Source organism: Nocardiopsis changdeensis, assembly GCF_018316655.1.
In the GTDB taxonomy this organism is placed as follows: Bacteria; Actinomycetota; Actinomycetes; order Streptosporangiales; family Streptosporangiaceae; genus Nocardiopsis; species Nocardiopsis changdeensis.
Map to the genome: position 1 here is coordinate 6,533,342 of NZ_CP074133.1, position 15,152 is coordinate 6,548,493.

General features: G+C 76.1%; 12 protein-coding genes. 6 read left to right on the forward strand and 6 right to left on the reverse strand.

The genetic code is table 11. The features are described from left to right. The first annotated feature begins 147 nt into the window (after positions 1-147). From KGD84_RS29305 to KGD84_RS29320, 4 genes are all read left to right on the forward strand, one after another. Positions 148-639: a GreA/GreB family elongation factor gene (locus KGD84_RS29305; protein WP_220563555.1), complete on the forward strand. Its 492-nt coding sequence runs from the start codon at positions 148-150 to the stop codon at positions 637-639. 251 nt (positions 640-890) lie between these two features. Beyond that, complete coding sequence (locus KGD84_RS29310; protein WP_220563556.1) at positions 891-1,946, forward strand: medium chain dehydrogenase/reductase family protein; 1,056 nt, start codon at positions 891-893, stop codon at positions 1,944-1,946. Between the two features lie 28 nt (positions 1,947-1,974). Next, positions 1,975-3,066: a sensor histidine kinase gene (locus KGD84_RS29315; protein ID WP_220563557.1), complete on the forward strand. Its 1,092-nt coding sequence runs from the start codon at positions 1,975-1,977 to the stop codon at positions 3,064-3,066. Beyond that, positions 3,063-3,671, forward strand: coding sequence for a response regulator transcription factor (locus KGD84_RS29320; RefSeq protein ID WP_220563558.1), 609 nt, complete (start codon positions 3,063-3,065; stop codon positions 3,669-3,671). The genes KGD84_RS29315 and KGD84_RS29320 overlap by 4 nt, the downstream gene beginning before the upstream one ends. 6 nt (positions 3,672-3,677) lie before the next feature. Here the strand turns inward: KGD84_RS29320 and KGD84_RS29325 are convergent, their stop codons facing one another. From KGD84_RS29325 to KGD84_RS29340, 4 genes are all read right to left on the reverse strand, one after another. Next, the gene (locus tag KGD84_RS29325) at positions 3,678-4,400 is read right to left on the reverse strand and encodes a DUF6882 domain-containing protein (RefSeq protein ID WP_220563559.1); all 723 of its coding nucleotides are present in this window, start codon (positions 4,398-4,400) and stop codon (positions 3,678-3,680) included. 93 nt (positions 4,401-4,493) lie between these two features. After that, the gene (locus KGD84_RS29330) at positions 4,494-5,288 is read right to left on the reverse strand and encodes an ABC transporter (protein ID WP_220563560.1); all 795 of its coding nucleotides are present in this window, start codon (positions 5,286-5,288) and stop codon (positions 4,494-4,496) included. Beyond that, complete coding sequence (locus KGD84_RS29335; protein WP_220563561.1) at positions 5,285-6,223, reverse strand: ABC transporter ATP-binding protein; 939 nt, start codon at positions 6,221-6,223, stop codon at positions 5,285-5,287. Before KGD84_RS29335 ends, KGD84_RS29330 begins: the two co-directional genes overlap by 4 nt. A gap of 158 nt (positions 6,224-6,381) precedes the next feature. Further along, entirely contained in the window at positions 6,382-7,974 is a 1,593-nt protein-coding gene (locus tag KGD84_RS29340) for an MFS transporter (RefSeq protein ID WP_220563562.1), read from the reverse strand. Positions 7,975-8,377: 403 nt separating this feature from the next. Here KGD84_RS29340 and KGD84_RS29345 point away from each other — a divergent pair, with 403 nt between their 5' ends. After that, positions 8,378-11,608: an AfsR/SARP family transcriptional regulator gene (locus tag KGD84_RS29345; protein WP_220563563.1), complete on the forward strand. Its 3,231-nt coding sequence runs from the start codon at positions 8,378-8,380 to the stop codon at positions 11,606-11,608. Positions 11,609-11,635: 27 nt separating this feature from the next. Here the strand turns inward: KGD84_RS29345 and KGD84_RS29350 are convergent, their stop codons facing one another. After that, complete coding sequence (locus tag KGD84_RS29350; protein ID WP_220563564.1) at positions 11,636-12,370, reverse strand: dienelactone hydrolase family protein; 735 nt, start codon at positions 12,368-12,370, stop codon at positions 11,636-11,638. 263 nt (positions 12,371-12,633) lie between these two features. Here KGD84_RS29350 and KGD84_RS29355 point away from each other — a divergent pair, with 263 nt between their 5' ends. Further along, positions 12,634-13,815, forward strand: coding sequence for a beta-1,3-glucanase family protein (locus tag KGD84_RS29355; RefSeq protein WP_220563565.1), 1,182 nt, complete (start codon positions 12,634-12,636; stop codon positions 13,813-13,815). Positions 13,816-13,900: 85 nt separating this feature from the next. Here the strand turns inward: KGD84_RS29355 and KGD84_RS29360 are convergent, their stop codons facing one another. Next, positions 13,901-14,986 carry an enoyl-CoA hydratase/isomerase family protein gene (locus tag KGD84_RS29360; protein ID WP_220563566.1) on the reverse strand — a complete coding sequence of 362 codons (1,086 nt, stop codon included), beginning with the start codon at positions 14,984-14,986 and terminating at the stop codon, positions 13,901-13,903. Positions 14,987-15,152: the final 166 nt, after the last annotated feature.

Sequence of the window (15,152 nt, forward strand, 5' to 3'; positions counted from 1 at the left end):
CACCGTGATTGTCCTCCCACGATAACGGGTCGCCCGCCGCCGCTGGACACACTCAAGTCGAGGGACAGCGCCCCCGACCCTCGCGTACTCCCATCCGCGCCACGGACAGCGTCCGTGGCGCTTGTTCGTGAAGACAAGGAACGTCCCATGCACAAGACCACCGACACCTGGATGACCCGGGAGGCGTACGAGCGGCTCAAGGAGGAGCTGCGGGTGCTGAGCACACTCCCCGAGGACGACATCGGAACGGGTTCCGGATCGGACGACGGGGGCGCGGGGGGCATCATCCCCGCGCCCCGCTACATTCACGACCCGGCCGTGCGCCTGGCCCGGGTGCAGACGATCGAGCGGCTGCTGCGCGAGGCCGTGGTCGAGGAGGCGGCGCCCGACGACGGGGTGGCCGCGCCCGGCAAGGTGCTGACGATCCGCTACGACGACGAGGAGGACACCGAGGAGTTCCTGCTCGGCGTCCGGGACGCCTCGGTGGCGGACGCGGTGACGGTGTACTCGCCGCAGTCGCCGCTGGGGGAGGCCCTGCTGGGGGCCGTGCGCGGCGAGCGGCGGACCTTCACCTCCCCGCGCGGGGCGGTGATCGGGGTGACGCTGGTGGACGCCGCCCCCTACCGCTCGGCACGCTGACCCCGCCCCGGGGCGGCCGTCCCGGCCGCCCCGCCCCCTTTTTTCCGCCTCCCTCCTTGACATCCTCCGATTGTGAGTGTGTACTCACATACATAAGCGGAACCGAAGCGGCCCGAAGTGCCGCGGACGCCTCTCCGCACTCACGGCCGAACCCGGCCGGACCGTACTGTTGCCCGACCCCGGTCGGGCTCTTTTCGGCCCCGGCAAGTGAGTGAGCACTCACAAACTAACCCCCGAAGAAGGAGCCACCGATGACCGCCACCGGACACACCGCCCGCACCACCCTCGAAGCCGTCCTGCACGGCCCCGGCGCGGCCGAGGAGATCACCCTGCGCCGCCGCACCCTGGAGCCCCTCGCACCCGGCGGCGCCCTGGTCCGGGTGGAGGCCACCGGCGTCTCCTTCGCCGAGCAGCAGATGCGCCGCGGCAAGTACTACGACCAGCCGCCCTTCCCGTTCGTGCCCGGCTACGACCTGGTCGGCCGGGTGGAGGAGGTCGGACCGGGCGCCGACCCGGCCCTGGTCGGGCGCCGGGTGGCCGCCCTCACCAAGACCGGCGGCTGGGCCGACCGGGTCGCCCTGCCCGCCGCCGACCTGGTCCCCGTCCCTGACGGGGTGGACCCGGCCGACGCCGAGGCCGCCGTGGTCAACGGGGTCACCGCGTACCGCATGCTGCACCGGCTCGCCCGGGTGCGGCGGGGCGACACCGTGGTCGTGCTGGGCGCCAACGGCGGGGTCGGCTCGCTGCTCGTCCAGATGGCCCGCCGCGCCGGGGCCACCGTCGTCGGCACCGCCTCGGCCCGGCACCTGGAGGCGGTCCGTGTCCTGGGCGCGCTGCCCGTCGACCGCCGGGACCCGGACATGTACGCGCGCATCCGTGAACTGGCCCCCGACGGCGCGGACGCCGTGTTCGACCACGTGGGCGGGCCCGCCATCACCGACTCCTTCCAGCTGCTGGCCCCCGGCGGGACCCTGGTGTCCTACGGCACCGCCGCCACCCGCGACGAGCAGGGCAACGCGCGGATGCCCGTGCTGGCCCTGTTCGGCCGGCTGCTGCTGTGGAACGCGCTCCCCAACCGGCGCGGCGCGCACTTCTTCAACCTCTGGCAGGGGCACCGCTCCCCCGAGCGCTACCGCCGCCTGCTGGCCGAGGACCTGGGCGCGGTGTTCGCCCTGCTGGCCGAGGGGGCCGTCGCCCCGCCGGTCGCCGCCCGGGTCCCGCTGGAGGAGATCGACCGCGCGATCGCGCTGGCCGAGTCCGGCACCGTCGTCGGCAAGGTCGTCGTCGTGCCCGCGGGACGGGACTGACCGGGCCCGGGCCCGTAGGATGCTCGGCATGGGGCAGGAGCAGGGGACGGCGCGTACCGCGCTGCTCTCGTACGGGATGACCGCCCTGTTCACCGCGCTGCTGTGGCGGGAGTGGGAGCGGGCCGCGGCCGACTCCGCCCTGTCCCAGGGCGCCACCGTCGCGGCCCTGGGCGTGTACCTGCTGGGGTGCGCGTCCCTGCCCGCGGCCGCGCCGCTGCTCGGCCGCACCGCGCGGACGGCCGCCTGCGCCCTGCTCCTCCTGCTCGGCTGCGGCCTGGTCGCCGCGGTGGGGCCCCAGCACTCCTGGATCACGATGTTCGCGCTGGCCGCCTGCGCGACCGCCCTGCCGCTGGCCCTGTCCCTGGGCGCGACCGCCCTGGTGCTGGCCGGGGTCGGCACCGCCGCGCTGGCCACCGGCCGGACCGAGGGGCAGCTGGGCGGCCTCGTGGTCATCGCCTCGGTGTCGGTGGCCGTGGCACTGGCCGTCCGCCTGGTGGAGGCCAACGCCGAACTGCGGCGCGGCCGCGACCAGGCGGCCCAGCTCGCGGTCCTGCGCGAGCGCGAGCGGTTCTCCCGCGACCTGCACGACCTGCTCGGCCACAGCCTCACCACGATCGTGGTCAAGGCCGGCGCGGGCCGCCGCATCCTGGAGGCCACCGGGGACACCGCACGGGCCGCGGCCGAACTGCGCGACCTGGAGGACCTGGGCCGCCGCTCGCTGGCGGAGGTCCGCGAGGCCGTCGCCGGGACGCGGCGGGTCACCCTGGCCGGGGAGCTGCTGCGCGCCGGGGCCGCGCTGGCCGCCGCCGACGTGGAGCTGCGCGTCCCCGGGGAGGTCCCCTCCGGCGGCGACGAGGTGCTCGGGTACGCGGTGCGCGAGGCCGTCACCAACGTGGTCCGCCACGCGGGCGCCGGCCGTGTGGAGATCTCCACCGGCCCCGGCTGGGTGGAGGTCCGCGACGACGGGCGCGCCGGCCGGGTCGTCCCCGGCAACGGGCTGGCCGGGCTGGAGCGCAGGCTGGCCGAGCGCGGCGGTACGCTCACCCTCTCCCCCACGCCCGACGGAGGGCTCACCCTCCGCGCCGAGGTTCCCGTCGAAGAGAGCGGAGGACGCCCGTGATCCGGGTACTGGTCGCCGACGACCAGGCGATGGTGCGCGGGGCCCTGGCCACCGTGCTCGACCTGGAGCCCGACATCGAGGTGGTGGCCCGTGCCGAGACCGGCGCGCGGGCGCTGGAGCTGGCCCGCGAGGTCCGGCCCGACGTCGCCCTGCTGGACGTGCGGATGCCCGGGGGCGACGGCATCGAGGTGTGCGCCGAGCTGACCCGTGTCCTGCCGGACTGCCGGGTGCTGATGTGCACCACGTTCGGCCGCCCCGGCTACCTGACCCGGGCGCTGCGGGCGGGGGCGGGCGGGTTCGTGGTCAAGGACGCCTCACCCGAGGACCTGGTGGACGCCGTCCGCCGGGTGCACCGCGGGCTGCGGGTGGTCGACCCCGACCTGGCCGTGGCCTCGCTGACCCACGGCACCAGCCCGCTGACGCCGCGCGAGCGCGAGGTGCTGGCCGCGGTGCTGAACGGCGGCGACGACGTGGCGGCGCTGGCCCGTTCCCTGGGGATGAGCCAGGGCACCCTGCGCAACCACCTGTCGTCGGCCATCGGCAAGACCGGGACCCGGACCCGCGCCGAGGCGGCCAGGGTCGCCGAGGAGCACGGCTGGCTCTGACGGGGTTCAGGCGTCGGGCTTGGACAGCGAGGCGTTGATGTTGCCGACCCGGCCGAGGTGGTCGAAGGTGACACGGGCCTCCAGCCCGGGCACGGACAGGAGCAGCGTGCCCCGCTCCTCGTCGGTGAACCTCGGGGACAGGCCCCGCAGGCGGCCGTACGTGTACAGGGCCCGCTTGTGGTCGGTCAGCCGCAGATCCATCAGCCCCTGCTGGATGACCCGCATGACCCTGGTGGGCTCGGGCTCGGGCAGCCGCAGCTCGGGGTGCTCGATGATGAACGCCACCCGGGTGCCGCCGCCCACCTCGCCGTTGTAGGAGAACCAGCGGCCGGTGAGGAGCTTGGCCGCGTCGGTCAGCTGGCCGACCACCAGGGGCACCTCCCGGGGGGCGCCGGGCAGGGCGTCGAAGGGCACCTCGGCGGCGGCCAGCTCGGGGACGTCGTGCTCCCGGCCGAAGTCGCGGACGGCGGCGCTCAGCGCGGTCAGGTCCGAACGGAAGCCGGAGGGGTTGGCCCAGCCCCACATCCAGGAGCCCGGCCCGGGTGCCGCGCTGCCCAGCAGGTGGAAGCGGTCGCAGACCAGGGGGCGCTCGCCGGAGAACTCGAACCGGCCCTCCTGGAGGTCCACGTTCCAGCTGTGCTCGCCGATGAACTCCTGGAAGTGCAGCTGGTGCTCGAAGGACATCAGGGCGGCGTCGTCGAGCATGTCGGGGAGAGTGTGCTTGCTCATGCCCGCGATGCTATGCACCGTGTCCGACACGACCGGAAGCCGGGGCCGGGCGGTGCCCGGCCCCGGCGTGTCGTCCCACCTCGCGGGCCCGCCTCAGACGTCTTGGCGGCGGACGGCCCGGTCCGCGGCGAACAGGACCAGGGCGCTCCAGGCGACCAGGACGAGCGCGGCGGCCGCCGGGTGGGGCCCGTCGGGGCCGGCGATCCCGGCCAGGGAGTGCAGGGCCTCCCCCGGCAGCACCGGCAGCAGAAGGCTCCCGCCGGGGATCCATCCGGCCAGGGTCGGGGCCACCAGCAGCGCCAGGGCGGCGACCACACCGCCCGCCGTGGAACGGGTCCACAGCGCCCCGGCGGTGGCCACCAGCGCGTGGAACGGCGCCATCAGCGCGGCCCCCGCGACCGCCCGCCACACCGCCGGGTCGGCGGCGTCCCAGACGGGCAGTCCGGCGCCGGACAGGACCAGCAGTGAGACCAGGGCCGCCCCGACCGCCGCGACCAGGGCCACGGCCCCGGCGGCCGCGGCCACGGTGACGGCGCGGGCGAGGAGCACCCGGCCCCGGTCCGGGGTGACGGTGAAGGTCGTGCGGATCATGCCGGTGGCGTACTCGCCGCCCACCGCGGCGGCCGCCAGCACGGTCAGCACCAGCGCGGCGGCGTCCGCCCCCAGCAGGGAGGCGGTCAGCACGTCGAAGGCGGGCTGGTCGGCCAGAGGCACGCCGGTGGTCGGCTCCAGGGTCAGGCAGAACACGGCGGCGACCGCGAGCGCCAGCCCGACGGCGGCCGCGGCGGCGCGCCGGTCGCGCGCCGAACCGGTCAGCTTCGTCCACTCCGCGGCCACGGCCGCGCCGGTCCCCGCACGCCGCGCGGACCGCTTCGTCGTCTTCGTCATCGCACCCACTCCCCTTCGGCCTCCCCTTCGCCGGCCGCCCCGTCGGCGGCCCGCCCGTTCTGTCCGGTGAGGCGGATGAAGGCGTCCTCCAGGCGGGCCCTCACCGGTACCAGCGCGTGCAGCACGATCCCGTGCGCGGCGGCCAGCTCGCCCACCCGGGCGGCGTCCATGCCGGTGACCTCCAGCCGGCCGTCCCCGGCGGGCGCCGGCGCGGCGCCCGCGCGGGCCAGCAGGGCGGACAGGCCGCCCGGGTCCGGGGTGGCCACCTCGACGCGCTCGCGCGCACCGGCGGCCAGTTCGGCGATGCCGACGTCGGCGACCAGCCGTCCCCGGGAGATCACCAGCACGTGGTCGGCGGTGGCCTCCATCTCGTTCATCAGGTGGCTGGACACCAGCACGGTGCGGCCCTCGTCGGCGAAACCGCGCAGCAGGCGGCGCACCCACACGATGCCCTCCGGGTCGAGCCCGTTGAGGGGCTCGTCCAGGATGAGCACGCCGGGGTCGCCGAGCAGCGCCCCCGCGATGCCCAGCCGTTGGCGCATCCCCAGGGACAGGTGCCGGATGCGGTGCCCGCCCCGGTCCGCCAGGCCGACCAGGCCCAGCACCTCGTCCACCCGGGCCCGGCCGATGCCCGCGCCGCGGGCCTGCCAGAGCAGGTGGCCGCGGGCGGTGCGCCCGGGCTCCACCGCGCCGGGGTCGAGCAGCGCGCCGACCCGCCGGGTGGGCGAGGGCAGGTCGCGGTAGGGCATCCCGCCGACGGTGGCGCTGCCGGAGGTCGGGGCGTCCAGTCCCAGGACCATGCGCAGGGTGGTGCTCTTGCCCGCCCCGTTGGGCCCCAGGAACCCGGTCACCCTGCCGGGCTCCACCGTGAAGGTCAGCCCGTCCACGGCGACGGTCCCCCCGTAGCGCTTGACCAGTTCCCGTACGGCGATCATCGGTCCCCCTGTTGTCGGCCGGTCCCCTCCAGCCTGTCGCGCGGGGGCGCCCCGGACCCGGTCCGTCCGTCAGGACCCGTCCATGACACCTGTCACGGGTGCCGCGGGCGCCGAGGGGCCGGGGGGCCGGGGCGGCACCGGCTCGGACGGCACCGGGGTCAGCCGGCGACGGGCTCCCCTGTCGAGGGCTCCCCGGCCGGGGCGCCCTCCTCCGCCGCGGCGGCCCCCGTGGGCGGGATCCGGCGCAGGGCCACCGCCGCCAGGACCGCGATCCCGACGGCGAGCGCGGCGCTGATCCAGGCCACGGTGGTGAGGGAGGACGTGAAGGCGGCGGCCGCGGTGTCCAGGAGGTCCCGCGCCACCGGGGCGGGCAGGTCGGCGGCGGCCCGCCCCGCGCCCTCCAGTCCGTCGGACGCGTCGGCCGCGGTGTCCGCGGAGACGCCCGCGGGCATCGCCCCGGCCATCGACAGCCGGTAGGCCGCCGTGCCCACGCTGCCGAAGGCCGCGATGCCCAGGGCCACGCCCACCTCCATCGCGGTCTCGCTGATGGCGGCGGAGGCCCCGGCCTTCTCCGGCGGGGCCGAGCCCACGATGAGGTCCGTGCCCAGCGCCATGATGGGGCTGATCCCGGCGTAGACCAGGGTGAACCCGACCACCACCGTGACGAGCCCGTCCTCGGGGCCCACCCTGGTGAGCAGCAGGAACCCGAGGGTGGCCAGGGCCAGCGAACCGGCCAGGACGTGGGCGGGGCGCACCCGCCGGGCGAGGACGGGGGCCAGGGTGGAGGCGACGACCAGCCCGGCCGCCGACGGGAGCAGCCACAGGCCGGCCACCAGCGGGGACAGTCCGGCGACGGACTGAAGGTACTGCGTGACGAACAGGTAGACGCCGCCGATGAGCAGCAGGCCCAGGAGCATCACGGCCAGAGCGCTGGAGAAGGCGGCCCCGGAGAACAGGCGCAGGTCCAGGAGGGGGTCGCTCGACCGGCGCTGCCGGCGGACGAACAGCAGGCCGAGCACGACGCCGGCGGCGATCGCCGCCAGGGCCGTCGGCTCCGGGCCGTACCCGGCCAGCCGCTTGAGGCCGAAGACCACGGACAGGACGGCGGCCATCGAGAGCAGGACGCCGGGCAGGTCCAGGCGGCCGGGCTCAGGGTCGCGGTACTCCGGGAGCAGGAACGGAGCGGTGGCGAGCAACAGCGCCATCACAGGAACCGCGAGCAGGAACACCGACCCCCACCAGAAGAACTCCAGCATGAGGCCGCCCAGGATCGGCCCGAGGGCGACGCCCGCGGAGAAGCTCGTGGCCCACACGCCGAAGGCCAGCCCCCGCTGCCGCGGGTCGGTGAACATCGTGCTGATCAGTGCGAGCGTGGAGGGCATCAGGGTGGCTCCGGCGATGCCCAGCAGCACCCGGGCGGCGATGAGCATCTCCGGTGTCGTGGAGTAGGCGGCCAGCACGGAGGCGGCCCCGAACGCGGTGGCGCCCAGGAGGAGCAGGCGTCTGCGGCCGATCCGGTCGCCGAGGGTGCCCATGAGGACCAGCAGGCCGGCGACCATGAAGCCGTAGACGTCGATGATCCACAGCCGCTCGGTGGCGGTGGCCCCCAGGTCGGTGCTCAGGTGCGGCAGCGCGAGGTACAGGACGGTGACGTCGAGGGCCTGGAGGGTGGTGGGCAGGCTGAGGACGGCCAGGCCCGCCCAGGCCCGCCACCCCGGCCTCGCGGCGGGGGCGGTGGAGTTCGCTGACATGTTCGTGCCTTTCACGGGGTTCGGGGCCGACGGGGCCGGAGCACCCGCCGGAGGAGGTGGTCGAGCAGCCGGTCTGCGGTGTCCTCGCACCACCGGTCGGTGCCGGTCCCTCCGCGCAGGGAGGCGGTCATCACCACCGGCCCGACCGGGAGGGACCGGAGGAGGGCGCCGGCGCGAACGGCGTCGGTGCGGCCGCCCGGCCCTCCTCCCCTCCGGCGCCGTCGAAGACGATCGCGACGCGCGGCGGTCCGTCGTCCACCGGCAAGCCCCCTCACCGGTCGGGCGGACGCCTCGTCCGCCCGCTGTGGGTCCACTCCACCGGTCGGCGCGCACGGTTCTCCGACGGTTCTCCGACGGTGGACCGGAGGCGGGCCGTGCGCGGCCGCCCGGCTAGGTTGATCCCATGCGTTTCGGGGTGTTGGGGCCGCTGGCCGTGTGGACCGACGAGGGGACCCCCGTCCGCGTTCCCGAGGTCAAGGTGCGGACCCTGCTGACCGCGCTGCTGATGGAGCCGGGGCGGGTGGTCTCCACCGACCGCCTCGCCCACCACCTGTGGGGCGAAGCCCCTCCGGCCGACCCGACGAACACCCTCCAGACCAAGGTGTCGCAGCTGCGCCGGGCCCTGGAGCGGGCCGAACCCGGCGGCCGGGGCCTGGTGGTCCGGCGCCCGCCCGGGTACGCGCTGGAGGTGGCCGCCGACGGGGTGGACGCCGGGCGGTTCTCGGCGCTGGTCGAACGGGCCCGCGCGACCGCCGACCCCCGGGCGCGCGCGGCGCTGCTGTCGGAGGCCCTGGACCTGTGGCGGGGGCCGGCGTTCGCGGACCTCCCCGACACCGGTTCGGCCGACGCGGCGGCCGTGCGCTGGGAGGAGCTCCGGCTCACCGCCGTGGAGGACCTGGCCCGGGCCCGGCTGGAGGTGGGCGAGCACGCGCCGGCGGCGGAGGGGCTCGCCGAACAGGTGCGGGAACACCCGCTGCGCGAACGGCTGCGAGCCCTCCACATGCTCGCCCTGTACCGGTCCGGACGCCCGGCCGAGGCCCTGTCCTCCTACGCCGACCTGCGGGAACGGCTGGCCGGGGAACTGGGGGCGGACCCGGGACCGGAGGTGGCGGAGCTGCACCTGAGGATCCTGGACCAGGACCCCGGACTGGCCGGGCCCGCCGCCGCGCTCCCCCCGGGCAGGGGCGGAGACCTGCCGGTGCCGCCGACCGCCCTGGTGGGCCGGGCGGCGGAGCTCGGCCGTGTCACCGGGCTGGTGGACCGCCACCGGCTGGTCACCCTCACCGGGCCGGGCGGAGTGGGCAAGACCCGGCTCGCCCTGGCGGTGGCCGAAGCACGCTCCGCGGACCACCCCGACGGGGTGTGGCTGGTGGAGCTGGCCGGGCTGCGCCCGGAGCGGGAGTCCGGGGCCGGACCGGACGCGGTGGCCGAGGAGGTGGGCGCCGTGCTGGGGCTGCGCGGCCGCGGTACCTCCGAGACCGACCCGGTGGCGCGGCTGTGCGACGCCCTCTCCGCCCGGCGGGCCCTGCTGTTGCTGGACAACTGCGAGCACGTGGTGGAGTCCGCCGCCGGTACGGTCGCCGCGCTGCTGCGGGCGGCGCCCGGACTGCGGATCCTCGCCACCACGCGGGAGCCCCTCTCGGTGGACGGGGAGGTGCTGGAGTCGGTGGACCCCCTGGACCTGCCCGGCACCGGCGACGGCCCCGACGCGGCGCTGGAGTCGGACGCGGTCCGGCTGTTCGCGGAACGCGCCGCCGCGGCCGCCCCCGGGTTCCGGCTGACGGACGACAACGCGGCCGCCGTGGTGACGCTCTGCCGCAGGCTGGACGGCATCCCCCTGGCACTGGAGCTGGCCGCGGCGCGCATCCGGACCCTGGGCGCTCACGGCCTGCTGGAGCGGATCGACGACCGGTTCCGGCTGCTGGCCGGGCGGCGGCGGGACGCCCCGGCCCGGCAGCGCACCCTGCGGGCGGTGATCGACTGGAGCTGGGATCTGGCCTCGGAGGCCGAACGGGCCGTGCTGCGCCGTCTGTCGGTGCACGCCGAGGGGTGCACCCTGGAGGCGGCGGAGGCAGTGTGCGCCGGCCCCGGGGTGGCCGCCGAGGATGTTCTCGACCTGCTGGAACGCCTGGTGGAGCGGTCGTTGGTGGTGGCCGTCCCCGACCCGGACCGCCCGCGCTTCCGGCTGCTGGAGACGGTGGGCGACTACGCGGCCGAGCGGCTGGTGGAGGCGGGTGAACGGGACGCGGCCCGGCGCGCGCACGCCGCCTACTACACCGCCCTGGCGGAGCGGGCGGACCCGCACCTGACCGGGCGGGGGCAGGGCCGCCGGCTGCTCCTGTTGGACGCGGAGACCGCCAACCTGCGCGCCGCGCTGCACCACTCCCTGGAGCTCGGGGACACGGAGACGGCCCTGCGGCTGGCGCTGGCGGACACCTGGCACCTGTTCCTGCGCGGCCGGTTCGGGGAGGCGCTGCAGAGGTTCGCCGCGGTCGGGGCGCGGACCCCGGGTACGCGGACCGGGTCCCCGTCGGCGCGGGAGGTCCGGGCGGCCTTCTCCCGGGCCGCCCTGGAGCTGTACGTGCACGGGACCGCCGCCTCCGGGCCCGTCCCCTCCCTCCCGGCCGCGGCGGTGCCCGACGACCCGACCGGGCGGGCGGCCCTGGCCCGGGCCGTCTGGTTCCTGGGCTCCGCCCACATGGGGTTCGGCGACCTGGGCGTCGCCGAGGATCTGGTGGGCCGCGCGCTGCGCGACGCCCGCGCCCTCGGCGACACGTGGGTGGAGGCGGCCGCGCTCGCGACCCGGGCGAACATCGCGCACTTCCGCGGCGACCTGCCCGGGCTGCTCAATGACGGCGAACGGAGCCTGGCCCTGTTCGACGGGCTCGGCGACGGCTGGGGGAGGCTCCAGGCCCTGGACGCCCTCGCCGTCCACGCCGAGATCAGGGGCGACCTGGAGCGGACCGCGGCCGTGCGCCGGGAGGCGGTCGGCGTCGCAGAAGGCCTGATGCTGTGGAGCGAGCTCGCGCGCCACCTGGCCGGGCTGGGCCGCGTCGCCCTGCTGGAGCGGGACTTCGACCGGGCGGACGACTTCCACGGGCGCTCCCTGCGGGTCGCCGTGGAGCACGGCGACCCGGCTGGGCAGGAGTTCGCCGCCATCGGCCTGGGCATGGCCGCGCGGCGCCGCGGGGATCCGGCCGGGGCCGAGGGGCACCTGGGCCCCTGGCTGGCGTGGAACCTGCGGCTGGGAGCCGAACCCGGGGCGGCGTTCGTCCTGGCCGAGCTGGGGTTCTGCGCCGAGCAGCGCGGGGACGCCGCGCAGGCGCTGGACCTGCACCGGCGGGGTCTGGCCTCGGCGCTGCGCGTCGGCGACCCGCGGGCGGTCGCCCTCGCCCTGGAGGGGACGGCCGGGGCACTGGCCCTCGGCGGGGACGCGGAACGGGCCGCGTCCCTGCTGGGCACCGCGGCGGCCGCCCGGGAGTCGCTGGGAGCGCCCCTGCCGGAGGCCGAGCGGGGGGACGTGGACCGGATCGCCCGGCGCGCGGCCGGTGCGCTGGGCGAGGACGCGTACGAGGCCGCTTTCGCGCGGGGGAGGGCCGTCCCGCTCCCCTCCCGGGTGGAGGAGGTCGGCTGACCGGGCGGGGCCCCGGGAGTCGGGACCTCAGGAGTCCGCGGGAAGCGCCAGGTGCTCGGTGAGGAAGGCGTCGATCCGCTCCCAGGCGTCGGCCGCCGACTCCGGGTGCGGCCCGGTGTGCATCGCCCGGAACACCGGGCGCAGGGCCTTCGGCCCGTTGGGCGCTTCGTTGAGGAAGGAGTGCCCCGCCTCCGGGTACTCCTTGACGTCGTTGGCGACCCCCGCGGCGTCCAGGGCGGCACGCAGCTCGCCGGCGGCTCCGCGCAGGCCGCCGTCCCGCGCGCCGAAGCTGCCGACGACGGGGCAGGCCCGGTCCAGGGCGCCCTCCAGGTTCCGGGGGATGAACCCGTAGTTGACGGCGGAGGCGTCGAAGTCGGCGACGGTGGCCAGGGCGAACCCGCCGCCCATGCAGAACCCGACCACGCCGACCCGGCCGGTGCAGTCGTCCCGGTCCAGGAGCCACCGCTTGGCGGCGGCGATGTCGGCGATGGCCCGCCCGCGCCCGGAGCGCATGGCCAGGAGCACCCTGACCACGCAGCGGGCCATGCCGCCCTCGCTGTACAGGTCCGGGACGACGGTGAGGTAGCCGAGGCGGGCCAGCCGGTCGGCGTGGGCGCGCATCTGCTCGTCGACGCCCCAGGCCTCGTGGGTGATGACGACGCCGGGCCAGGGGCCCTCGCCCGCGGGAACGGCGAGGTGGGCGCGCAGGCGGGGCGACCCCTCCCCGTTCCGGGTGTACTCGCCAAGGTCGATGTCCGCCACGGTTCCTCCTGGTCCCGGCCCTCCGGATCGCCTACACCCTAGGGCGTCCGTGCCCGGGGGGACCAGGTGCGGACGGCGCCGGGCGGAGCCTGCGGACGCCGCACCCCACCAGGGATGGTGATCTGGGTCACATGACCACTCCCTCACCACGGACAACGCCGGCCCCAGGCGAACACCTTCGGTTACCGGGGTTGACCGGTGCGTTGCCTAATGGTCGTTTAGTTCCCGGTCCTCCACACCCGCTACCTCTGGGGAGACTCACCATGATCGACCGCAGACTGTTCCTCGGCGGCCTCGGGGCCGCCGCCACCGTCCCGCTCCTGGGCACGCTCGGCTGTGCCCCCCGGGAGGCCACGGCCGACCTCACCGCCTCTTCCGAAGCGGCCAATCCGGGAGCGCTCCCGGTGGGCTTCCGGAACGAGACCGGGCGGTTCTCCGACGACGAGATCCTCGTCTACGTGATCGGCACCGACCTCACCACCGGGCGGCACAGCCGGGTGGACGCCGACGGCGTCTCCCACCCCGTGAGCCTGGACGACAACGGCCCGGACGGGTACACCGACTACTCGATCCCGTTCGCCGACCTGGCCGGGCTGACCCTGCCGTACATGTCCGGGCGGATCTACCTCTCCCTGGGCGGCCCCCTGCACATCCGCATCGTCACCGACGGCAACGGCGCCCCGGCCCCGCAGCTGCCCGCCGGATGGGTGGAGGGCTCCCCCGGGTTCGACGTGCTGCACGACACCGTCGAGTTCACCCACAACGACGCGGGGATGTTCTGCAACACCAGCATGGTCGACCAGTTCAGCGTGCCCATCGGCATCCGGCTGATCGGCGACGCCGACCAGAGCACCGGGTTCTTCCGCCCCGGCGGACGCGAGGCGGTCTTCCGGACCCTGGCGGCCGACCCCGTGTTCTCGTCCCTGGTCTACGACGACCTGCGGGTCATCGCCCCCGGCCACGCGCTGGACGCCGGCCTCTTCCCGGCCGACTACTTCGACCCCTACATCGACCGCGTGTGGTCGCACTACGCGGGCAACGACCTGACCGTCACCACCAACGCCGGGACCTTCACCGGCCGGGTGCAGGGCGGGCGGTTCGCGTTCGACGGCGGGGTGCGCGCCTTCGACCGGCCCTCCACCCGGGACGTGCTGTTCTGCGACGGCGCGCTGGCCGCCCCCAACGACGGGATCAGCGGCCCGGTCGCCGCGATCCTGGGGGCCGCGCTCAACCGGTCCACCCTGCTCACCCAGCCGGCCCAGCCCACCGACGACCCCGCCGGCTTCTACCTGGACGAGGTCACCAACCGGTACGCGGCGGTCTTCCACGAGAACACCGTGGACGGCAAGGCCTACGGGTTCGCGTTCGACGACGTGGCGGACTTCGCCTCCTACGTCCAGGACCACGGCGCGCAGCGGCTGGAGGTCACCCTCACGGCCTTCTGAGGGCCGCGGCCCGGGGCGCCGACGCAGGTCGGCGCCCCTGGGCGGGTCCGGCGGGTCCGGCGGGTCCGGGCAGGTCCGGCCCCGGTCAGCGGCCGCCTCCCGCGGCGGGCGCGCCGGGACCGGCCAGGCCCAGCGGGCCGTCGGGGGCCGGGCGGAAGTGCCGGGCCACGTCCTGTGCGTCGACCCCGGCCAGGGTGTCGGGCACCCACTTGGGGGCGCGGTCCTTGTCGATGATCTGCGCGCGGACCCCCTCGACGAAGTCGGGCGAGTCCAGGGCCGCGCAGGAGACCCGGTACTCCTGCTCCAGGACCTCCGCCAGGCCGGGCAGGTCCCGCGCCCGGCGCAGCGCCTCCAGGGTGACCTTCACCGAGGTCGGCGACTTGGACAGGATCGTGTCGGCGGCCGCGGCCGCCGCCGGGTCGCCGTGGCCGCGCAGCCGCTCCACGATCTCCTCCGCGGTGCCGGCGGAGTAGCAGGCGTCGATCCAGCGCTCGCCGGTCAGGGTCGGGGCGGGAGCGGTCCCCGTGTACCGGCCCACCGCCTCGGCCACGTCCCCGGCCCCGGCCGCGCCGGCCAGGGCCCCGGCCAGGTCGGCCAGCCGCGCGGAGGGCACGTAATGGTCGGCCAGTCCCAGGGCGATGGCGTCGCCCGCGCCCACCGATCCGGCGGTGAGCGCCAGATGGGTGCCGGTCTCCCCGGGCGCCCGGGACAGCAGGTGGGTGCCGCCCACGTCGGGCACGAACCCGATGGTGGCCTCCGGCATGCCCACGGTCGAGCGCTCGGTGACGATCCGGACCGATCCGTGGGCGGAAACGCCGACGCCTCCGCCCATGACCACGCCGTCCATGAACGCGACGTAGGGCTTGGGGTAGCGGGAGATGTACTCGTTGAGCAGGTACTCGTCCCGCCAGAACGCGGCGGCCGCCCCGTCGCGGTCCCGGGCGCTGGCGGCCATGGCGCGGATGTCGCCGCCCGCGCACAGGCCCCGCTCGCCCGCCCCGTCGATGAGCACCGCGGCGACCGCGTCGTCGTGCTCCCAGGCGGACAGCGCCCCCCGCAGCGCGGTGACCATGTCGTGGTCCAGGGCGTTGATGGCGCGCGGCCGGTTCAGGGTGAGCCGCCCCAGGCGGCCCTCCACGCGGACCAGCACCTTCTCTCCGTCGGTGGACATCAGGCGGCCCCCTCCGGTACGCGCGCGGTGTTCGGGTTCATGACCTCGTCGGCCCCTTCCAGGATTCGGTGCACCCTCGGATCGCGCACGATCTTCTCAGTGCCGTGCCCGGCGGGGTGCCGGTAGCCCCCGCACAGGGTCTTCGTGTGCGGGCGCCGGGCGGGCC